A 20315-nucleotide genomic window follows, 5' to 3' on the forward strand; every position below is an offset into this window, starting at 1 on the left:
AGACAGGTTCGTCAGTTCACAAAATGCGCGACGTCAGGAAAAATGCGAAACATCAGCCACAAGCGCCATTGCCGCGCGAGCGGCTTCGTCCCCGAGCCCAATTTCACCGATGCTGCGGACTGACCGAATGGCAGCTTAGAAAATGCCTAGCGCTTGATGGACCAAACCATTGCTGTCTCGTAACCGGCGGATTCCAGCAACTCGATCTTGGACATCCATACCGCCGGACAGACGACAAATGCGGCTCCCGTTCCACGGTTGGCAAACGCCGTCTCGGCGGCGCGTAACAGCGCGCTCGCACCTTCACTGCCTTGGTCGAGAGCCGCCGGGTTGGCCAGCTCGGGGTGATAATAGTCATCAATCACACCCGTCCCTGTGATGTCGTGGGCAGGGGGAAAATGCAGCCGTGAGGCGGGCTGTGCGATGACGTATCCCTGCAAATCCTCGGACGCGCCCAGAACCATCATGTCCCGATCCCGGAGTGTAAGGCTTCGCGTCATCCAAGCTGAGAACCGTGAATCAGCTTCGGGGTGGATTTCCCAGAAGGGGTCGATGTCGAAAAGAACCTGCCGGTTTTCGGCGCTGCGCGCAACGATACCGGGAACATCGTCTTCCGTCGCTTGCCGAATGTCGGCTGGCATTCCCCTGTCACCAAGGTCGGTGCGCGAAAAGTAGAGCGTAAGGGACTCGTACCCGTTTGCCTCGAAGGCGCTGCGCCAGTCCTCGCCTGCGACGTAAGAGGTTAAATTGATCCGCGCTCCGGCTTCATGAAGGGCGTTTTCGGCTGTGGACAGCAAAGCCTCGACCGTGCCGCGCGGCGCATCGGGTGCCACGAAAGAGTCGGGGAGGATCAGACCTGGCTCACCGAAGGAACCCGCGTAGATCGGCGGCACAGGCAGCATCATCGCGTGAATTACGCCGGTGACCTGACCGCCATCCTCCGCGACCCGCCAAATCTGCTGAAAGGGCTGTTGTTCGGCGGTCAACGCGAAGGTCAGCGCCTTCTCGATCTGCGCGGACGCATCGTCCGCCAACTTCCAGAGGGTTGCGTCCTGCGCGTGGCGTTCGCCCGCGTCCAGCATCAGAAGCTCGACCAGGCGCGGTATGTCGTCGGGTGTGGCTGGTCGAATTGTCTGGGTCATCACTCCGTCCCTTGGCTATCGCTGAGTGCTGCTTCCCCGCTTGTATCGACCGCCTGCACTAGATTGACAAAGCAGGTTAACTCCATAAGCATTTAGAAAAACTATCGCCTTTGGAGCGTCGAATGAAGAACGTGAATCTGAACGCGCTCCGTGTGTTCGCGGTTGTCGCGTCGCAGGGGAACCTGCAACGCGCCGCCGAAGAGCTGAACCTCTCGCGTGGCGCAGTCTCCCAACGGATCAAACAGCTCGAAATAGAGCTGGGGGTGGTTCTTCTCGTGCGGGGCGCACGCGGCGTCTCGCTCACGCCGGAAGGCGAGCGCTGCCGCGCGGCCATAGAGAAAGCCTTAGCGATCCTCGACACCGCGTTGGTGAGCCTCAGCGAGGAGGATGATCGCGTCACGATGCATCTTGGTTCGTCCACAGCAACTAAGTGGCTGATGCCCCGGATGGACGCTTTCGCGGCCAAGTTCCCGACTGTCTCCCTGACCACACAGGTTCACGAGCGGAGCTTGGCGCGCAGCCTGGGCCGGAACGAGATCGCGATCTGGCCCGGCAAAACGCGAGACGCGAACCCGGCCCACGGATCACGCCGACTGACCGACATTCGTCTTATCGCTGTGTGCAGCCCCGATTACCTACGCCCCGACTGGCCCATGGGTTTGGAAACCCTGCTGACGCTGCCGCTGCTTCAGGATGCACACCGCCGGTGGGAAAAGCTGATCAAGGCCACGGGATATGGAGACACGAACAAGCTGCTCAATTTTGACCGCTCTGCCTTGGCTTTGGATGCCGCCATCGGTGGTCACGGCGTTGCCATCGCGCCAACCTACATGGTGGAGAATGATCTGCAGGCCAAGAAACTGGTGGAGATTTGGGTCGATCCGGAGCCCTCTGATGATGGGCTCTATATCTCATGGGCGAAGCACCATTTGGGCCAGACGCGCATCAAGCGGATCGTTGATTGGATTGCGTCTGAATTCGAGTGAAGCAGACCTTCGGTTCGAGAAAGCGAACGGAAGCAAAGTCCCGCACAGCAGAAGTTTAGTGACAATTTGTGTATGTCGGGTTTGCGCCTATACCTGACATCTTAGTTGCGTTCGGCAACGCTGGTTGCGGCCTCCCGCAACCAATCTTCCAGCCAGATATCAAACACTTAGCCTCGCATCACGCAGGGCTTTCCGCGTTTAGGACATCCTTACCCGGTGCTACAACGGTGCTACGCCAGAGAGCATCCCCCAATCCTGTTTCTGGTATTGAAAGACAGACCTGTGCAGGTCGGCCAGTTCACACGGCCGACGCTCAGACAGGCTGTGCCGATCCATCACGTCCGACACGGCCCTTCGCTTAACGTCAGGCGTCAGTAGTTTTTTGTCGCGAGATCCTTGAGCGCCGCGTTGTCCAGCATGGCATCCGCCAGCATCCGTTTCAGACGGTTGTTTTCGTCTTCCAGCGCTCTCAGCTTGTTCGCATCCTAGGCATTCATACCGCCAAACTTGGCTTTGTTTTTGTAGAACGTCGCGTCGCTGATCCCGTATTTGCGGCACAGCTCCTGAGCCTTCACGCCCGCCTCGTATTCCTTGATCATTCCAATGATCTGCTCGTCGCTAAATCTGCGTTTCATAGCCCATCCTTTGCTTGGAGGGATTACTAACACCTCAATGGCCTGATTTCAGGGGGCTGGGTCACGGGGTGCAGCACAACCGGCGGTTCATTTGATGCCGAATTGATGATACCTTCGAGTGCGGCTTTGCGCGCTTCTTTCAAGCCTCAAGGAACTCCTTGGAGCAGCTGTAATACAAGCTCTGCGCTATGCCCTCACGGCAACACAGCTTTGCAATGCTGTCCTCGCCCTTCAGACCGTCCAGCACGATCCTGACCTTTTCTTCGGCAGAATACTGTTTGCGCATCGCACGGCGAATGTCTTTGACGACCTTCTCGCCGTGGCTCCGCTTGGTTCCGGGTTTCTGTCTCATCTCCACTCCTTGGTGGTTACGATGAACCAGAAACCCTCTCTTATCAAATCAACCTAAACTGTCCCATTAGCGCTGACGTCAGACAGGTAGTTCGGCAAGGCTCATGTGCCAGTGTGATTCGGTCAAACCCGGGATCATCGTGCGACCACCACCGTCGATGACCTGCCCCCCCTGCGACTGCGACCTCCTCAGTAGTGATTTGTGCAATCAATTTGCCATAGACTACGACATTGGCGCCATCGATCAGTTCTTCATTCAAACCGTCGAAAACGTTGACGTTGGTAATAACAATGGGCCCGGCAGGTTGATTCTACGCCCCCGCGATCGACGCCGCGAGGACACGAAAGAGGCAATCATGGTTCTACGCGATATGATGCTCACTCCATGTCGAACTTGTATATGGTGCCATCCTTCATGATCATGCCGAAATTCGCCTTCGCATCGCTGATCAGTTGCAGGTCCTCCAGCGGATTGCCGTTGACGAGGATCATGTCTGCATAGGCACCTTCCTCGATCACGCCGAGCGGCCCGAGCGGATAGGGCGTTAGCAGCCCCGACATCTTAAGCAATTCGGCGTTGTCGCAGGTGGCCATCTTCAGCGTCTCGTAGGGGGTAAACCACCGTTCCATCTTCGCCAGCACCGCGCCCTGACGTTTCGCAAGGTCCGCACTGAAGAGCGTGTCAGTACCGAAGGCAATCTTCAGGCCCAACTCCTTGGCGGTGCGGTAGACGAAATCGGTTCCGTCGGTGACGAACTTGTACTTGGCCTTCTGGAACTCGTTCAGGGCCGGTGCGTCTTCGTCATCGAGGAATGGCTGCATGCTGAGCCAGACATCGTTGTCCTTAAACATCTGCAGTGTTTCGCGAGTCGACATATGCGCGTGCTCAACACTGCGCGCGCCATTTTCGATGGAGTGTCGAACCGCTTCGTCATTGATCGCATGGGTGGTCACATAGGTGCCCCAGGCTTCTGTCGCCTCGACAGCAGCCTTGAATTCCTCATCGGTGAACTGGATGGTGTGGATCGGGTCGTAAGCCGAGGTGACACCGCCGCCCGCCATCAGCTTGATCTGGGTGGCACCCTGCATGAGGTTTTCGCGCGTGCGCTTGAGAACGTCCGGTACGCCGTCCGTGATGTAGAACATGTTGCCTCGCTCGAAGGAGTGCAATTCGCCGGCGCCCTGCGGCACATCTCGCGTCATGCGAAAATCCTGATGGCCCGCTGTGATCGACAGCGCGGGTCCCGAGGGAAACACACGAGGTCCGTCGATCAGACCCTCGTTCGTTGCCTTGGCGATGTCGAACATCGGGCCAGCAGTATCACGCACCGTGGTGAAGCCGCGGGCAAGCGCGTTGTTCTGCGCCCTGGCGGCCAGAAGGTTCCAGTACCCCTCGCCGGTCAGTGCCAATTGGGCGATGGTGGCCTCGGCAAAGATCCCGTGCCAGTGGTTGTCGATCAGGCCTGGGATGAGCGTATAACCCTCGGCATCGATCTCGAAAGCGCCTTCCGGTGTCGGGATGTCGCTGCCGATCTTCTGGATCAGCTGGCCAGAGACCAGCACGTCGGCTTCCGACAATTCCTCGTCGCAGCCATTGAATATCCGCGCGCCTCGAATAAGGACATTGTCGAATTTCATTCTGACGTTGGTGGTTTCAATTTCGCCGATTACGCCGGCTGGGACGACCGCATGGTTGGCGTCATGTGCCAGAACGCTGACCGGAGTTGCCGCGAGCGTGGTGCAGAGAAAATAGGTCAACATTTTGTTGGACATGATTGGTTTCCTCATTTTCAGATTTTGGACGAATTTCGTTGTGATTGCACTGGGTAGTTCAGGGGTGGAGTTGTGCCGCGCTGTGAAAATTGCAAATTGAGACGGGGGACCCTTACGGCCCATTTCTGCTCCGCGTAGAACTGTTTCGAGCGCCTGGAGGTGGGGCGGGTTTGAAGTAGGCAGGCAGCAATAAAGTGGACCGGCATCAGAAATTCAGCACCTTGTATCCGACCTGGACAGACCACTCAGCCGGTCTGTCACCGCCGAAGAGAATGCCAGGCTTGATGAACACTTGACCATCGCCGCCAAATGCCTTGCCTGTCAACATGCCTGCAGTCACCTGCAGGCTGCCAAAGGTCGCGTCTGTTTCCCAATCGTGGATGATTGCGGGATCGAATGTCAGGTAGAAACGCGGATTCTTCAGCTTGGGAACATAGTAGAAGTCGATCGTGGTCGTGTTTACATTCTGGCCTTGATCATTCCCGCCCTCCAATCCGAATGTTTGAACCCAGGCTGGGGCGAAAATTGCTCCGTTGTTGAGAAACCAAGCGTAGAAGGCCGAGGTTTCACCGGCAAATTGCCCATACCCGGCGGCTTCGGTTTCCGCTGTGTTCAGAAACAGTTCAAAAGTGAAAGCGGCCCCGTTTTTTTCGGTAAGGTGGAAAACGTCAATGTAGGTTACGCTTATGTCGCCCAATGTGAATTCAACCCCTGGCTCTCCGCCGTAGATGGGGTTTGCGTTGAACGGGCTGTCCGAGCCTGGGACGGTTATCCGGAACGCCCGTTTTCCACCCTCACCGAAAGGTTGCGTGTAGAAGGCCTCGAACAGGCCGGTGTTCAGGTCGGAATTGATCTGGTTGAACTGATACTGGAAGCCAAACTGCGTTGTCAGCAGTGTTGGATTGGTTCCGTTGTTGATCTCGCTGAGGTCTTCCTGAGCAGAAACAGATTGATTGATCGCGGCAGTAAAGACAGCCGAGATAGCGCCAACTCTGAGCAGTCTTGACATTAGCATCCGGTCCTCTGTCCGGCCCGAAGATTTGCATTCCGCGTAACCCACTTAATTATTCTCCATCTGATGCCGCCGAACTGCCCTGATTATCTTTCGTCTGCCGATGACAATCAGAAGTGAGATACGCCCGAAATTCTATTTTCAGCTCATTCAAAATCTGTTCATATTCTGCCGCGCGAGGCGGAAGATTTTTCCAGCGTATTATGGCTTGTTCGGCTATTTCCATCTCTTCACAGATTGACCGGAATACTGGGTCCTCACGAAACTGAACAAAGATCCGCTCACCTTGCTCGGGGTACCTGTCAATCAAATTTTCCAGAAAAGCGTCCATTATCCGTTGTGCTCCTGCCGGACCACAGCATCAAAAGGCGTGGATTAGAACGTTGTTACATGTTGTATACATGCAGTTCGCAGGCCAAAAAAAAGTATGGCCAGGTGGCTTGTTACTTCTATTTTCTTTTCTTAAGGGTTCTATGGACCAGTGAGGACAAAAGTGACCAGCAGTCATTGGCCGACACGTTTGGAGATGTCCGAAGAGGACATACGTCGACAACTCGAACGAATACTTGACTATAGTGGACTGCAGTCCAGTGCCCGGCGTCGCGAGATGCTGGCACACATTGTCGAGGAAGCCTTGGCGGGTCGCGAGAACGAACTGAAGGCGACCACTATCGCAATCGCGGTCTTCGGGCGTGGGTCTGATTTTGATCAGCAAGCCGACCCGGTCGTGCGGCTCGAAGCCCGAAAGCTGCGCAGGGATCTCGACAACTACTATGTCGGGCGAGGTAGCAATGACCCGATCCGCATTAGTATTCCAAAAGGTCATTACATTCCGAAATTTTCCGCACGAGAACAGATTGTGCCCGAGGCAGTTCATCCCAGGGCGACTGAGGTTGTCGACCACGAGCAAGTGTCGAAGCCTAATACAAGGTTCTACACGGGACTGGCTTTGCTGGTGGTCATGTGCCTAGTCATTTTGGCCGGATTTGGTTTCTGGTACGAGAGACCTGATAGCCCTGTACCAGCAATAGCCGAGAGGCCCGACAAAAAAGTTTCCATTCTAGTTGAGGATTTTGAAGTTCGAACGGACGACGCTCTTGTTTCGCTTGTCGCCTCGGGCCTGACCAATGAGCTTGCTGCGGATTTGATCAAGTTTCCGGATCTTGCAGTGCATATTGCATCTGCTCAAGTCGCGCAGGGCTCGGGGACCACGTCGTTCGAAATCCATCAGCCAACCGCTGAGTTTACAGTGACCGGCGACGTTTGGCGCGATGGCGGCGAGTTACTTATCCGAACCAACCTTGTGCGGCGGGATGATTTCGAAGTCTTATGGAGCGAGCGCTATGCCGAGGGCACCAATGGCCAGAGCATAACCGAAATTCAGGACACGATTTCTGCGCAGATCGCTTCGACAATAGGGCAGCAATACGGATATGCGCTCCGCGATGTTCGCACTGACAGACTTGTGGATCGAAACGACCCAACACTGCGAGGGTTTGCGTGTGTCGCGACTGCACAGATTTACCGCAGAACATACCATCGAGATCAATATCAGGCTGCGCGGGATTGTCTGGAAGCGACCGTTCGCGAGGACCCGGAATACGTTCGCGCATGGGCAATGCTGGCCTACCTGCGCAATGATGCTGCCCGGTTCGGTCATGAGAAAGTGCTTTCAAGGGACGCGGCCTATGCCCTTGCCAAAGAGGCAGCGGCACGCGCTATAGACTTGGATCCCCAAGATACAGACGCGCTTCAGGCGATGTCCCATGTTGAGCAATATGCGGGTGATATGGAGCGCTCGATCGAGTTTGCACAAAGGGCCGTGGAAGTTAACCCCAACGATCCAGCCGCACTGGCCAATCTAGCGATCCGCTATGGTATAGCAGGTCGCTTCGACGAGGGAGTTCCAATTATGCATCGCGCGATAGACCGCTCTGTTGCGCCACCGCCGTTCTACTTTCACTTGCTGGCCGCGGACCATCTGCTTAGAGAGGAATGGGAGGAACTGGCCATAGATGCGGAACACGCCTCCACTGACGGCTGGTCCTTTGGCCAGGCTTTGCTTGCCATCGCTCACAGCAAACTCTCAAATGAAACAGCCGCACGAGTTGCTCTCAATAGACTGGCTGAGCTCGACCCGCTTCTCTACGAGGACCCCAAAGCATGGCTGGAATCGCATAGTATGAACACGGTTCTTGTCGAAGCCGTTACCAAGGGTTTGTCAGAAGCGCACACTTTTGTTGACGAATGAAAGCCGGGCGTAAAGCTCTTCGGATCTCAGTGGCAGACTCCGAGCTGCTTTTCTGCTGCAGATTTGTACCCTAGCCCATCGTGCCTTGAAGCAAACGTAGATTCTCCGTGCTGAGCTTGGATGTGCGGTCGCTACGACGCCAAAGTGCATACACAAGGTAGCATCTCTCTGATGGTTGCATCAAAGCTGAAAGACTGCCGACAGGAAGAACGCGATGGCCGTTCGAACAGTCAATACTATGACAGAAGTTGCCACCGCATAGTTTGCGCGGAACGGACCTTAGCGCAGACCGCAGCGAATGACAGCCTTCTGCCCAAATTGGTCAAGCGTCTAAAGCAGGAAATCTGTGCCTCCAGAAATCTACTTCAAATTGGTTTGTTAGGGATGTGCCTAATTGATGTTCGATAAAGGTCAAATCCTACTCCCGCAACCAGGTCGAATAATCTCAACACTGGCCGTTCAGACTACAATTGATCCACCCGATCAATTGCTTAACGTCCTCATCTCGTCAGCCTCATAAACCGAAAGTCAGTGGCTCAATTCCTACTCCCGAAACCAAAGTCATACTGTGTGATTACAAATATTTACAAACCGTATCGGGGCGGCGTTTTGCATTGGAGCTTTGGCGCTGGAAGCACCGTGGAAGCAATAGGGGTTAGAAAACTGCGCAACTGGTCCCCAACGGTATTTTGCGTCACCCTGGTACAAGGTCTTCAAGTTCCGGCATCAGAACAACGCTTTCCTGTTCGTTCGGGTCCGTGCGTGCGATAACTGCAACTGCGGGTTCATTCCCATCGTTGAACGGAAGGTGCGGAGTGTTTGATGGTATATAGATCAGGTCTCCTGCTTGCGTTTCCATAACGTGTTCTAGCCTGTCGCCCCAATACATCTTAGCAGACCCGGAAATCACATAAATCGCGGTTTCATGTGTCTCATGTTTATGCGCCCTGGCGCGCCCTCCGGGCGGGACCGTGAGCAGATGCATGCAGATAGCTTGGCTACCTACCGTCTGTCTGGCGATGCCTTCGAAGTAATCGAACCCCTGTTTCCCGGAATAGGTTTCGCCGGGGCGCAGTTTCACACAATCCGCCATTTAGGTATTCCTTCCTAAGACTTGAGCGAGATAATGATACGCCAGCTTCGCTACGAAACGTAGGGAAATCACAGGCGGGTTGCGGGTAGAGAAACTTGAGAGCCAAAAAAACGAACCGCATGCCGGGTGATACGGCCTGAGATACATAAGGACAAATAAAGCCATGTTTGCGGACTTTACTCATACCAAACTGTGCACGTAGCCATGACAGGTCCGCACCTCGAACAACCCCCTCCAAAATCATCCCTGTTGGGCGGCCACATGGCGTGTTGCCAGTGAAGAACCTCGGAAAGATTGCATTATCTCGGGTCAGAAAAAGGGTCCGGAGGGGTGTTCAATCGCAGATGCCGTATGAATGCCCGTGCAATCCTTGGAACCGGTTTTTGATCCGAAACCACAAAATGGCCTCGATACCGCATTGGAGATTCAAATCGGACAAATGTTAGGTCGGGAGATCGGTAATGGTAGACGGGAAAGGGATTGATAACAGACAGCCCCAGTCCTTCGCGCGCCATGTCGGCTGCGGCAAATGAGGTTGAAACTTCGGCAACGATCCTCGGTTTGGCACGCACCTGATGAAGCAACCGGTCCAGTTGCCCGCGCCGCCCGTGTCGATATGTCAGTGCGATCAACTCTTGCTCATGCAGGTCTGAAGGCGTCAGCACGGTGCGTTCAGACAGAGGATGTTCAGGGCGCATGACGCAAACGGCTGGTGACTCGCGAAATGGAATAAGTTTGATGCCAGCGCGGCTTTGTTCAATCCCGGTCACGGCAAGATCAAATCGATTCTCAAGCACGCCTAGCGTGACCATATCTGATGTTGTCACCTCAAGGTTTACGAAAAAACCGGGATTCCCGCGAATGAAACTGGCGATGAGGGAAACGATGTATCGATGAGCGTAGCTGGGTGGTGCAACGAGACGCAGTGTTTCTTGCACTGTTTCGCCCGGGCCATCGATCCTGTCCAAAGCCTCGAACAAAGGATCCAATCGCATATTCAGCCTTACGGCTTCTTGCGTCGGTCGCAATCTGCCTGCATCCCGTTCGAACAGTGTTCTACCCAACCGATCCTCCAGGCTGCTGACCGAGCGACTGACCGCAGACTGAGACAAGCCGAGCTGTCGTGCGGCGGCTGCTGTTGTTCCAGACTGCATGAGCGCACGGAGCGCCTGGTATTCCGGCAAAGAATGCCAGTTGCGAGGTTTCTTCATTGCTGGGCACCCGCATGATTCCGACTAGCTCTATGAGTAAAACTCATCAAGATTTTTTACAATTATGATGATTACGTCTGTTAGCGTGTGTCGAAATGACACTAACCTGGGTAAAGTGAGTTTGAGCACCTCCCCTCTTATCTTTGATGGGCACAATGATGTTCTGTCAAAACTGGCCTCGTCAGGTGGTCTGCCCGAAGCGGGCCGTTTCCTGACCGGGCTCGAAGGTGCGATTGACTCTGTTAAATCCAAGGCCGGTGGATTTGGCGGAGGCTTCTTTGCCGTTTGGGTGCCTTCGCCTATCGATGCCGATGCAAAAATGGAAGAAATGGTCCAGCCCAGCTATGACCTGCCGCTTCCCAATCATATTGACGCTGAAGATGCTCTGCCTTCAGCGCTGGGGCAGATTGCGATCCTGCTGGAACTGGAACGTTTGGGGGCGTTGAAAGTGGTTCGATCGGTTTCGGATATCCGGAACAGCATGGCGCAAGGCCAGATGGCGGCCATTTTTCACATTGAGGGCGCCGAGGCGATTGATGCCGATCTGCATTCGCTTGACGTGTTTCATGCAGCGGGGTTGCGATCGCTTGGGCCAGTGTGGAGCCGACCCAACATTTTCGGCCATGGTGTGCCGTTTAGATATCCATCGGGGCCGGATACTGGCCCTGGATTGACAGATCATGGACTGCGGCTTGTGCAGCGTTGCAACGCGCTGGGTATCATGCTGGATTTGTCGCATCTCAATGAAAAAGGTTTCTGGGATGTAGCGCGGTATTCGGATGCGCCTTTGGTCGCAACGCATTCGAATGCCCATACCATCTGTCCGCACGCGCGAAATCTGACCGATGACCAGCTTCGCACCATCGCGGAAAGCGACGGGATGGTCGGCTTGAATTTTGCCACAGCGTTTCTGCGCGAGGATGGTCGGATGCTGTCCGATGTGCCGTTGACACAGGTTCTGAAGCACCTTGACCACCTGATCGGCATATTGGGTGAAGACCGGGTCGGGCTTGGGTCCGATTATGACGGGGCAGTCGTGCCGGACGACGTGAAGGACGTCTCGATGCTGCCTCGATTGAGGGATGCCATGGTGACCCATGGATACGGCGAAGAGCTCATCAAGAAGCTCTGCCACGAAAACTGGTTGCGTGTTCTTGAGAAGACCTGGGGATCGTAACCGTTAGTGAAGACTTGATGACAGAGAGGACAAAATGAACGCATTTAACAGATTGCTTACCGGTGCGGCGCTGGGATTGGCGCTGGCCGTGACCTCGACTTCGGCAATGGCCGAAACGCCGCCGAACATGCTGGTTATTGCGCATCGTATCGACGATATCACGACGCTGGATCCGGCCGAAAGCTTTGAGTTTGCGGGTTCGGATGTCAGCCGGAATGTCTATCAGAAGCTGGTGAACTTCGACCCGCTCAATCTGGATGCCGGCTATCAGCCCGACATCGCTGAAAGTTGGGATGTGTCTGAAGACGGCAAATCGATTACCTTCAATATCAGGGAAGGACTGACCTTTCATTCCGGGAATCCGGTGACGGCCGAAGATGTTGAATTTTCACTGCGTCGTGCGATCATTCTAAACAAGACCCCGGCATTTATCCTGACCCAGTTTGGGTTCACGCCGGAAAATGTCGAACAAACGATTGTCGCGGATGGCAACACTCTGACAATCACAACGGACAAACCCTATGCGACATCCTTCGTTCTGAACTGTCTGACCGCTACCATCGGCGGCATTGTTGATAAGAAGACGGTGATGGAACACGACAAGGATGGCGATCTGGGCAACGAATGGCTCAAGACCAATACTGCTGGATCTGGTGCTTATAGCCTGGTCAGTTGGAAGCCCAATGAAAGCGTAACACTGAAGTCGAACCCCGATTTCTACTTGGGCGCTCCGGCCATGGAGCGTGTGGTTGTCCGCCACGTTCAGGAAAGCGCCAGCCAGCGCCTGTTGCTGGAACGTGGTGATATCGATGTCGCGCGCAACCTGAACCCAGAAGATGTTGCCGGCGCTTCATCTGTTGCCGGCGTAAAGATCGCAGACGAGCTTAAGGGCCGCCTGATGTATGTTTCGCTGAGCCAGAAACACCCCGAGCTTAGCAAGCCTCAGGTTCGGCAGGCGTTCAAATATCTGGTTGACTATGAAGGGATGCGTGACAGCTTCCTGAAGGGGCAATACACGATCCACCAAAATTTCCTGCCCCAAACCTATCTCGGGGCCTCTGACGAAACGCCGTTTAGCTTTGATGTGGAAAAAGCCAAGGCCCTGCTGGATGAAGCAGGTGTAAGCGGGCTTGAGATTGAAGTTGGTGTACGTGAAGCGCAGGAACGGATTGAAATTGCCCAGTCGCTGCAGAATGCGCTGAGTCAGGTTGGCATCACGATGAACATCACCGTGGGAACCGCCAAACAAATTCTGGCGCGGTATCGTGCGCGGGAACTGGATGTTTATCTTGGCGCATGGGGGCCGGACTATCCCGACCCGCAGACGAACGCAGGTACCTTTGCCTATAACCCGGATAACTCGGACGAAGCCAATGCCACAGGATTGCTGGCATGGCGGAATTCTTGGGATACCGGCGGGCTGACCGACAAAACGGACGCGGCTGTTGTCGAAAACGACACCGCGAAACGCGCTGACATGTACAAGGAAATCCAGGCCGAGTTCCGCGAGACTTCGCCGTTTGTCATCATGTTCCAGCAGATCGAGCAATCGGCCCTGCGTGAAAACGTGACGAATTTCTCAACCGGTCAGGCGATAACTTCGGCGTCGTATTGGCAGGTGACCAAGTAAATGGCACTGGCCGAAAGACCAACTGAGGGGCGCCGCTCGGCGCCTCTTATCCATTGGATCAAGAGTATCCTGAAAACTATTGGCACCATCGCAATTACAATGCTGGGTCTGCTTTTCGTGACCTTCATTATCGGTCGCGTGATGCCGATCGACCCGGTGCTGGCGATCGTAGGCGAACGCGCATCGCAATCGACTTATGATGCGGTCTATCAACAGCTTGGCCTTGATAAACCGCTGCTGGTTCAGTTTGGATATTACCTTTGGGATGTTTTGCACGGCGATTTTGGCGATTCACTTCTGAATGCGCGCCCGGTTTCTCAGGATATTGCCCGCGTCTTCCCTGCTACGCTGGAATTGGCGACATTGGGTGTTTTGATTGGCATATTTCTGGGTGTTCCGCTTGGTGTGATCGCCGCAGTCAAGCGCGGATCGTGGATCGATCAGATCGCCCGTGTGGTCGCGCTTGTCGGGTATTCAATGCCAATATTCTGGCTGGGGCTCATGGGGCTTTTGGTCTTTTATGGGATACTTGGCTGGGTCGGTGGCCCGGGCCGCCTGGATATCTTCTATGAAGACCTTGTTCCCACGCGAACAGGGTTGATCTTGCTTGACAGTGCCTTGGCCCAGGATTGGGATGTTTTCCGGAATGCGTTGTCCCATATCATCCTGCCCGCGGCTTTGCTGGGGTACTACTCGCTTGCCTACATTAGCCGGATGACCCGATCCTTCATGCTGGAACAGTTGTCAGCCGAGTATGTCATCACTGCCCGCGTCAAAGGGCTGTCTGAAAGGCAGGTTATCTGGCGCCACGCCTTCAAGAATATCCGAGTGCAGCTGATCACAGTGATCGCACTGAGCTATGCCAACTTGTTAGAAGGATCAGTTCTGACCGAGATCATCTTTAGCTGGCCGGGGATCGGCAGCTATATCACGACGGCTTTGCTGAGCGCCGATATGAATGCCGTTCTTGGAGGAACCGTTGTGGTCGGGCTGATCTTTATCTGCCTGAACATATTCTCGGATCTTCTTTACCGTTTCTTTGATCCGAGGTCGAAATGAGCGACATGACCTTGCGCCAGTGGCTGCTGACCGACGAGCCGACTTCGCGCCGCCATGCCAGATTGGCCAGCTTCTACAAAGGCTGGCTGACTTTGCGATCAAACTCGATGGCAATGGTCGGGTTTGCGATCCTTGTAATCCTTGTTCTGACAGCGGTCTTTGCGCCTTTTCTCGCGCCGCATGATCCCTTTGTTCAGAGCCTGTCCAGCCGTCTTCTTCCCATCGGGGCTGAAGGCCACTTGCTGGGAACCGACAGCCTGGGGCGGGATATTCTGTCACGCCTGATCTATGGGGCCCGAATTACACTGTACATCGTGGCGCTGGTGGCGCTCATCGCACCGATTGCGGGGCTTCTGGTCGGGACGGTTGCGGGATATGTGGGGGGATGGACGGATGTGATCCTCATGCGCATCACGGATATTTTCCTCGCTTTTCCACGACTTGTTCTGGCGTTGGCGTTTGTCGCTGCGCTTGGGGCAGGGATTGAAAACGCGGTTCTGGCAATCTCGCTCACGGCATGGCCGCCCTATGCGCGTATGGCGCGTGCAGAAACCCTGACCATCCGGTCAACCGACTATATCAACGCGATCCGCCTTCAGGGTGCCGGGCCGCTGCGCATCATCACCCGGCATATCTGGCCACTGTGCATCTCATCTTTGATCGTGCGGGTCACGCTGGATATGGCCGGAATCATCCTGGCCGCCGCCGGCCTTGGTTTTCTGGGGTTGGGGGCACAACCTCCAAGTCCGGAATGGGGTGCCATGATATCCGAGGGTCGACGTTTCATCCTTGATCACTGGTGGGTGGCAACGGTGCCGGGGCTAGCAATTTTCACGGTTTCGCTGGCCTTCAACCTGTTGGGTGACGGCCTGCGGGACGCGCTTGATCCAAAGGACGGTGGCCAATGAACTTACTCGACATCGAAGATCTGTGGGTTCGTTTCCCAACCCGTCAGGGCGTGTTTGACGCCGTGCGGGGCGTGTCGTTTTCGCTGGGGCGCGAGCGTCTGGGGATCGTCGGCGAAAGCGGCTCGGGCAAGTCGATGACGGGACGGGCCATTCTGCGCCTGATCCGAAATCCGGGTATCGTCGAGGCCAAACACATCAATCTGGAAGGCCGAGACCTGATGAAGCTCAGCGAGCGCGAGATGCGTGAGGTGCGAGGCAAGCAGATCTCGATGGTGATGCAGGACCCCAAGTTTTCTCTGAACCCGGTGGTCACGGTTGGCGAGCAACTTATGGAGGCATACCTCCAGCACAATTCCGGCTCTAAGGCCCACGCGAAAAAGATGGCTATCGAGATGTTGGATAACGTCTCAATCCGTGATCCTGAGCGGGTGATGCGAGCATACCCGCATGAGGTGTCTGGGGGTATGGGGCAGCGCATTATGATTGCGATGATGTTGATCCCCAATCCCAAGATTCTGATTGCCGACGAACCAACTTCGGCGCTTGATGTCAGTGTTCAGCGGCAGGTGCTGAACATCATGGATGGATTGGTCAAGGAACGGGGGATGGGCCTGATATTCATCAGCCACGACCTGAATCTGGTATCTGAGTTCTGTGACCGTGTCCTCATCATGTATTCTGGTCGGATCGTCGAGGTTTGCGAGGCTGACAAGCTGCATCAGGCCCAACATCCCTATACCCAGGGCTTGCTAAACTCGCTGCCGCGCCTTGATGAAAAATGCACCCACCTGAGTGTTCTCACACGCGATCCGTCTTGGTCCGAAGCCCCGAGCGTGAGGGGCTGAAATGAAGGCACTGGAAATCAACCATCTGAATGTCTGGTTTGGTCACGCGCACGACCGGGTCGATGCGGTGAAAGACGCAAACCTTGAAGTCGCGCAGGGCGAGAGTTTTGGCCTTGTTGGCGAAAGCGGTTCCGGCAAGTCGACAATTCTGAGGGCAATAACGGGGCTTGCACCGCAATGGTCGGGCACAATTCGCGTAGAAGGTCAGGCTATATCCGGGTCCCGGCGGGATCGGTCATTCTTTCGGACCGTCCAGATGGTGTTTCAGGACCCCTACGCGTCTCTGCATCCGCGGCACACTGTTGATCAGGTTCTCAGTGAAACAATTCATCTGCATGGGTTTGGAGATATCGATAAACGCGTGAGCGATTTGCTCAACGACGTCGGACTTGGGCGAAGATTCCGGTTTCGGTATCCACACCAGCTTTCCGGTGGTCAACGACAACGCGTGGCAATCGCAAGGGCCTTGGCAGGTGAGCCGGACATTTTGCTTTTGGACGAACCCACGTCGGCTTTGGATGTCAGCGTTCAGGCCGAGGTGCTCAACCTGCTGACTGACCTGCGCAAACAGCGCGGATTGACCTATCTGATGGTATCTCATGATCTTCCGGTTATCGCACATATGTGCGAGCAATTGGCAGTTATGAGAAATGGTGAAATTGTTGAGGTTATGTCCTCGGAAACTCTGCGTTTGGGGAACCCAAGCCACGAGTATTCCAAGCAATTGTTGACCGCCTCTGTTGCCCCAAACCAGTAGCGACTTCGTTAGAAGCGGGATTTATCCTTCGTATGATCAGTTCGGGTGACGCACGACAGCGGCCTTTAGCATTTCCTGTGTGAACGCATCCTGTGATTAATAAGGACCGTGTTGGCGGTACAGCGATCGAGATATTGGAAAAGGCTACAAATTGTGCAACCGTGAAGTATGCAAGGAATGCAATATAAATTCTGGCAACGAGGTCACTGATGAAAAGCAAGGTGCAATACTTGGCGATAGCGTTTGCGTTACTGATCGCACCGCCTATTTCAGCCCAGCAATCTGACTGGTCTTTTGCGGGCACCGCTTATCTGTTCATGGCCGAAACGGATATTTCCCTTAGAACACCAAGTGGAACAATCGACGGCACGTTGAGTTTTTCAGACGCTCTCGAAAACCTGGACTTTGCGTTTATGGGCGGCATTTCCGCGTCTAACGGGCGCTGGTTGTTGCTTGCTGACTATAACTACACCGATTTGACGTTCAGTAATTCAACTCCCGGCCCAGCGTTTTCGAGTTTGGACACCTCCGCCACCACGCAATTTCTCAGCGGCTATGTCGGATACCGTGTTTATGAGACACCCGCGATCAGCGTGGCCCTTGCCGGCGGGTTCAGGTGGTTCAGCACGGAAACCACATTCCGATTGCAACCGGGGATCGTCGCCGGGCGAAGTGTGACGATCGACGACAACTGGACTGATCCGGTCGTCGCTGCCCGCGCACGAGTTCGGATTTCTGACAAATGGTCAGGGACCGGATTTGTGGATTACGGTGGATTTCGGAGCGGTAGCGAAACCTGGCAAGTTCTGCTGACCGCGGATTATGAAATCAATGACAGATGGCTGATCCGGGGCGGCTACCGCTATATCTCCTTTGATCATGAGATCAACGGCAATGATTTCAGGTTTGACCAGTCAGGCCCGTTGCTGGGGGCAACATACAGGTTCTGAAAACGACGTCGGGCGCATCCTTTGATACTAACCTGTTACGTGTTGCGGGTTGGACGATGACTTGGGGAAACGGATGGCGCTCGGATGGTGCCTGGCCATTGCGGGTCGTGTTGACCAATTCTATGGGCCTGTCACGGAATTGTGCTGACCCTTTTACTTGGTATTTTGCCAAAATGGCGTGACATCATGGCATCAAAACCAACTCCGCAATTTCGCGCTTAAGCGGTGCGTGTAGCATTGCCGTTCGAATGTCAAAAAAGTGTTCGACAGCGGTGTTCCGTTGGCACCTGTGTGGAATAACCCCGTCAAATTAGTAGCCCAATAAGTGCGCGAGTTTTACCCGATCAACTTTGGATCTATGGCGCTTGTCCATTGGCATCTTCCTCACGTGGGTCACTTTGGCAATGCCAAGATCCTTCGCCAGCCTGACCCAGTTTGACAACTGATGCGCGTCACCTTCAATGCATAAAGTGGAACTTCCATTTAGGCTCATGAGCGCGCAGTGCGTCACGCTCGGCCATTGTCGGGCAGCTATTTCGATGGCGAATGGAAAAGTGCGGCCAGCTGAGGTTGCCACATCGCTCGCTACTCTACCCCACAACCACAAACGACCTAGATCATCCAACCGCCCAGCGTCGCCGGTTCGATGCCAGATCGTAGTGTCGTCCTTGATCTTATTTTCCTTGGAGTGTGCGGGATCAAGATAGCCATCATTTACATGATCGCCCGCCACCTGAATTTCATCCTCTCGAATTCGGAGTTTGATTTGCGAAACCGGACACCCAACAAGTAGCCCCTTGCCCGCTGCCATTTCGCGTTGGTCGGTTTCGGAGATGTCACGCGCATCAAGATGCGCAATCGGTTCAGCTTCGGTTGACCCGTAGACGCAGATCACCTCCAGGTCGAAATGGGCAAGAAGCCTTTCGACCAGGTCAGGGAACACCGGACCGCCGCCAGTGAAAACTGTGTGTAGGGAACCGATATCTGTACACTGTGTCAGTTTTTCGCATAATGACGGAGGGATCAGAAGCCGGGTAACGTGTTGCTTCGATATCCAAACCGCCAACTGTTCGGGAGAAAGCCGCTCCAGTTTGCTCATCTTCCAGTTCGGCAGAACAGTCGTGCGCCCGGCCGCAAGGTTTATCAGGGTGAACACCGGGAACGCTACCAGATCCCGCTCTGCTTCATTACTGTCAAGAAGCGGTGCGATGGCATCATGTTGTGCCATCAGAAACGCATGGCTGCGGGGGATGGCCTTGGGCTGACCTGTTGTCCCGGACGTAAAGGAAATGAGCGCCGTGTCACTGTCTTTTACAACAGCTTTCCTCAGGTCGCCCTTGGCATTGCCAGGTAGCAAAAGCCGCATTTTAATAAGTTCGGGCACAACAAACCCGAGCAGCGCAAAGGAACCCGATGCGCAAAAGGCCTTGGGTCGGGTCGCTCTCGCTGCATGACGCAGCCCAGCGAGTCCCATAGCTGGTTCAGGCAAAACCACCGTTGCCCCCAATGACCACAAGGCCGCAAGACTAGCGTATAAATCAGCATTGACCGGCATCGCCAACAAAACGCGATCGCCATGGCCAAGCCCCTTACGTCCCCACTTTCCGGCCAATTGCTGCGCGCGTAACTGCAACTCTCGAAAGGTGACCTCGCGACCGTTGCTCTCTACGATGGCCGTTCGGTCTGGAAATCGGTCGACGGCAACGGCAAAATGATCCAACAGATTAATCATCCAGGCGCAACCCGAACAGGTTATACCGCCGGAATACCTTAGCCCCTTCGACAACGCTGCGGTCGGCGGATTTGTTATCATCATGTATCAGCGCGTGGATGGCTGTTTTAAAACCAAGATTTAGTGCCGATCTATGGAAATGACTGACCAAATGACGACCTGCGCCGCGCTCAAGGCTTGCATACGTCTTTAAGACGGCCGCAGTTGGATTTGGGCCTTCTGCATAGTTAGGGATCCCAAACAGGAAACCTGCCAACGAGCCGTCCGGACGGCGAGCAAAGAAGATAAGCTCGCGCGTCAGAAGCGGAATGACGGGCATGTACATTGCAAGAAAATCACTCTCAGAAATAGGTTTATAGAAGGCGTTTTTGGAAAAAGCCTCAACTGACAGTTGGTACACTTGCCGGAACAATCCTTCAGGGTTGGTTCCGTCCCAGGGTTCGACATCAAACGCGTCGGTTGCAGAAAGAGGCGACCTGGACGTTTGTACCAAAGACACGCGCGCCGAGAAATACTTGCTGATGGTCGCAAATCCTGCCGCCCGAAACACATCGGGCTCATGTGGCTTGTTCGTCGGCTCCATTAAAAAAGGCGCTGAACCGTCGCTGTCGGATACGAACCGATAGCTATGCCATGTGTCACCAGACATCGGCCCAATGATCCGATCAATCCCAGCCCGCCGGACACGCGCAACCGCCGTTTTCAAAGCCTCCAAACCGGCCTCTGGGGTCTGGCACGAAAAGTCGCCGATTGTTGCAGCGGGAACATCGTCCCAATCGGGGCCTTGCAGATAAACAGACAGT

At 54.8% G+C, this 20315-nt stretch carries 17 protein-coding genes and 2 pseudogenes; 9 read left to right on the forward strand and 10 right to left on the reverse strand.

The window, feature by feature from the left end; all coding sequences use genetic code 11:
- Window positions 1-146: 146 nt before the first annotated feature.
- The gene (locus ACR0JI_RS09990; RefSeq protein WP_480476204.1) at window positions 147-1142 is read right to left on the reverse strand and encodes an N-acetyltransferase family protein; all 996 of its coding nucleotides are present in this window, start codon (window positions 1140-1142) and stop codon (window positions 147-149) included.
- Window positions 1143-1264: 122 nt separating this feature from the next.
- On the opposite strand from ACR0JI_RS09990, the gene ACR0JI_RS09995 reads away from it, so the two are divergent.
- Window positions 1265-2128, forward strand: a complete 864-nt coding sequence (locus tag ACR0JI_RS09995; protein ID WP_480476206.1) for a LysR family transcriptional regulator — start codon at window positions 1265-1267, stop codon at window positions 2126-2128.
- A 294-nt stretch (window positions 2129-2422) separates the two neighbouring features.
- Here ACR0JI_RS09995 and ACR0JI_RS10000 read toward each other — a convergent pair.
- The 5 genes and pseudogenes from ACR0JI_RS10000 to ACR0JI_RS10020 all read right to left on the reverse strand — a co-directional run.
- Window positions 2423-2763: pseudogene (locus ACR0JI_RS10000) on the reverse strand (transposase); the annotation flags it as partial.
- Window positions 2764-2905: 142 nt separating this feature from the next.
- Window positions 2906-3115 (reverse strand): annotated as a pseudogene (locus ACR0JI_RS10005) (transposase); the annotation flags it as partial.
- Window positions 3116-3492: 377 nt separating this feature from the next.
- Complete coding sequence (locus ACR0JI_RS10010; protein WP_480494455.1) at window positions 3493-4887, reverse strand: metal-dependent hydrolase family protein; 1395 nt, start codon at window positions 4885-4887, stop codon at window positions 3493-3495.
- Window positions 4888-5092: 205 nt separating this feature from the next.
- Complete coding sequence (locus ACR0JI_RS10015) at window positions 5093-5896, reverse strand: hypothetical protein (protein WP_480474881.1); 804 nt, start codon at window positions 5894-5896, stop codon at window positions 5093-5095.
- A gap of 55 nt (window positions 5897-5951) precedes the next feature.
- A complete protein-coding gene (locus ACR0JI_RS10020; RefSeq protein ID WP_480474882.1) occupies window positions 5952-6230 on the reverse strand; it encodes a hypothetical protein in 279 nt (92 codons plus the stop codon).
- 276 nt (window positions 6231-6506) lie between these two features.
- Here ACR0JI_RS10020 and ACR0JI_RS10025 point away from each other — a divergent pair, with 276 nt between their 5' ends.
- Window positions 6507-8150, forward strand: a complete 1644-nt coding sequence (locus tag ACR0JI_RS10025) for a hypothetical protein (RefSeq protein ID WP_480494454.1) — start codon at window positions 6507-6509, stop codon at window positions 8148-8150.
- 694 nt (window positions 8151-8844) lie between these two features.
- Here ACR0JI_RS10025 and ACR0JI_RS10030 read toward each other — a convergent pair.
- Both ACR0JI_RS10030 and ACR0JI_RS10035 read right to left on the reverse strand, forming a co-directional pair.
- Window positions 8845-9243 (reverse strand): cupin domain-containing protein, encoded by a 399-nt coding sequence (locus ACR0JI_RS10030; protein ID WP_480494452.1) that lies wholly within the window; start codon window positions 9241-9243, stop codon window positions 8845-8847.
- 299 nt (window positions 9244-9542) lie between these two features.
- The gene (locus tag ACR0JI_RS10035) at window positions 9543-10454 is read right to left on the reverse strand and encodes a LysR family transcriptional regulator (RefSeq protein ID WP_480474885.1); all 912 of its coding nucleotides are present in this window, start codon (window positions 10452-10454) and stop codon (window positions 9543-9545) included.
- Between the two features lie 121 nt (window positions 10455-10575).
- Here ACR0JI_RS10035 and ACR0JI_RS10040 point away from each other — a divergent pair, with 121 nt between their 5' ends.
- The 7 genes from ACR0JI_RS10040 to ACR0JI_RS10070 all read left to right on the forward strand — a co-directional run bounded on the left by ACR0JI_RS10040 (window position 10576) and on the right by ACR0JI_RS10070 (window position 17780).
- A complete protein-coding gene (locus tag ACR0JI_RS10040; RefSeq protein ID WP_480494450.1) occupies window positions 10576-11631 on the forward strand; it encodes a dipeptidase in 1056 nt (351 codons plus the stop codon).
- A 34-nt stretch (window positions 11632-11665) separates the two neighbouring features.
- Window positions 11666-13261 (forward strand): ABC transporter substrate-binding protein, encoded by a 1596-nt coding sequence (locus ACR0JI_RS10045; protein ID WP_480474887.1) that lies wholly within the window; start codon window positions 11666-11668, stop codon window positions 13259-13261.
- Window positions 13262-14320, forward strand: coding sequence for an ABC transporter permease (locus ACR0JI_RS10050; RefSeq protein ID WP_480474888.1), 1059 nt, complete (start codon window positions 13262-13264; stop codon window positions 14318-14320).
- Complete coding sequence (locus ACR0JI_RS10055; protein WP_480474889.1) at window positions 14317-15228, forward strand: ABC transporter permease; 912 nt, start codon at window positions 14317-14319, stop codon at window positions 15226-15228. Before ACR0JI_RS10050 ends, ACR0JI_RS10055 begins: the two co-directional genes overlap by 4 nt.
- Window positions 15225-16073, forward strand: a complete 849-nt coding sequence (locus tag ACR0JI_RS10060) for an ABC transporter ATP-binding protein (RefSeq protein WP_209506685.1) — start codon at window positions 15225-15227, stop codon at window positions 16071-16073. Before ACR0JI_RS10055 ends, ACR0JI_RS10060 begins: the two co-directional genes overlap by 4 nt.
- Window position 16074: 1 nt before the next feature.
- Entirely contained in the window at window positions 16075-16830 is a 756-nt protein-coding gene (locus tag ACR0JI_RS10065; protein WP_480474890.1) for an ABC transporter ATP-binding protein, read from the forward strand.
- Between the two features lie 209 nt (window positions 16831-17039).
- Entirely contained in the window at window positions 17040-17780 is a 741-nt protein-coding gene (locus ACR0JI_RS10070) for an outer membrane protein (protein ID WP_480474891.1), read from the forward strand.
- Window positions 17781-18090: 310 nt separating this feature from the next.
- Here the strand turns inward: ACR0JI_RS10070 and ACR0JI_RS10075 are convergent, their stop codons facing one another.
- Window positions 18091-19512: an AMP-binding protein gene (locus tag ACR0JI_RS10075; RefSeq protein WP_480474892.1), complete on the reverse strand. Its 1422-nt coding sequence runs from the start codon at window positions 19510-19512 to the stop codon at window positions 18091-18093.
- Window positions 19505-20161, reverse strand: a complete 657-nt coding sequence (locus ACR0JI_RS10080) for a hypothetical protein (RefSeq protein ID WP_480494448.1) — start codon at window positions 20159-20161, stop codon at window positions 19505-19507. The genes ACR0JI_RS10075 and ACR0JI_RS10080 overlap by 8 nt, the downstream gene beginning before the upstream one ends.
- Window positions 20162-20315 lie beyond the last annotated feature (154 nt).

Source organism: Ruegeria sp. N10 (genome assembly GCF_056531545.1).

Excerpts from the sequence above, each read along its gene's own strand:
- ACR0JI_RS09990 (WP_480476204.1), bottom strand. The coding sequence starts at position 1,142 with ATGACCCAGACAATTCGACCAGCCACACCCGACGACATACCGCGCCTG.
- ACR0JI_RS09995 (WP_480476206.1), top strand. The coding sequence starts at position 1,265 with ATGAAGAACGTGAATCTGAACGCGCTCCGTGTGTTCGCGGTTGTCGCG.
- ACR0JI_RS10010 (WP_480494455.1), bottom strand. The coding sequence starts at position 4,887 with ATGTCCAACAAAATGTTGACCTATTTTCTCTGCACCACGCTCGCGGCA.
- ACR0JI_RS10015 (WP_480474881.1), bottom strand. The coding sequence starts at position 5,896 with ATGTCAAGACTGCTCAGAGTTGGCGCTATCTCGGCTGTCTTTACTGCC.
- ACR0JI_RS10020 (WP_480474882.1), bottom strand. The coding sequence starts at position 6,230 with ATGGACGCTTTTCTGGAAAATTTGATTGACAGGTACCCCGAGCAAGGT.
- ACR0JI_RS10025 (WP_480494454.1), top strand. The coding sequence starts at position 6,507 with ATGCTGGCACACATTGTCGAGGAAGCCTTGGCGGGTCGCGAGAACGAA.
- ACR0JI_RS10030 (WP_480494452.1), bottom strand. The coding sequence starts at position 9,243 with ATGGCGGATTGTGTGAAACTGCGCCCCGGCGAAACCTATTCCGGGAAA.
- ACR0JI_RS10035 (WP_480474885.1), bottom strand. The coding sequence starts at position 10,454 with ATGAAGAAACCTCGCAACTGGCATTCTTTGCCGGAATACCAGGCGCTC.
- ACR0JI_RS10045 (WP_480474887.1), top strand. The coding sequence starts at position 11,666 with ATGAACGCATTTAACAGATTGCTTACCGGTGCGGCGCTGGGATTGGCG.
- ACR0JI_RS10050 (WP_480474888.1), top strand. The coding sequence starts at position 13,262 with ATGGCACTGGCCGAAAGACCAACTGAGGGGCGCCGCTCGGCGCCTCTT.
- ACR0JI_RS10055 (WP_480474889.1), top strand. The coding sequence starts at position 14,317 with ATGAGCGACATGACCTTGCGCCAGTGGCTGCTGACCGACGAGCCGACT.
- ACR0JI_RS10060 (WP_209506685.1), top strand. The coding sequence starts at position 15,225 with ATGAACTTACTCGACATCGAAGATCTGTGGGTTCGTTTCCCAACCCGT.
- ACR0JI_RS10065 (WP_480474890.1), top strand. The coding sequence starts at position 16,075 with ATGAAGGCACTGGAAATCAACCATCTGAATGTCTGGTTTGGTCACGCG.
- ACR0JI_RS10070 (WP_480474891.1), top strand. The coding sequence starts at position 17,040 with ATGAAAAGCAAGGTGCAATACTTGGCGATAGCGTTTGCGTTACTGATC.
- ACR0JI_RS10075 (WP_480474892.1), bottom strand. The coding sequence starts at position 19,512 with ATGATTAATCTGTTGGATCATTTTGCCGTTGCCGTCGACCGATTTCCA.
- ACR0JI_RS10080 (WP_480494448.1), bottom strand. The coding sequence starts at position 20,161 with ATGTCTGGTGACACATGGCATAGCTATCGGTTCGTATCCGACAGCGAC.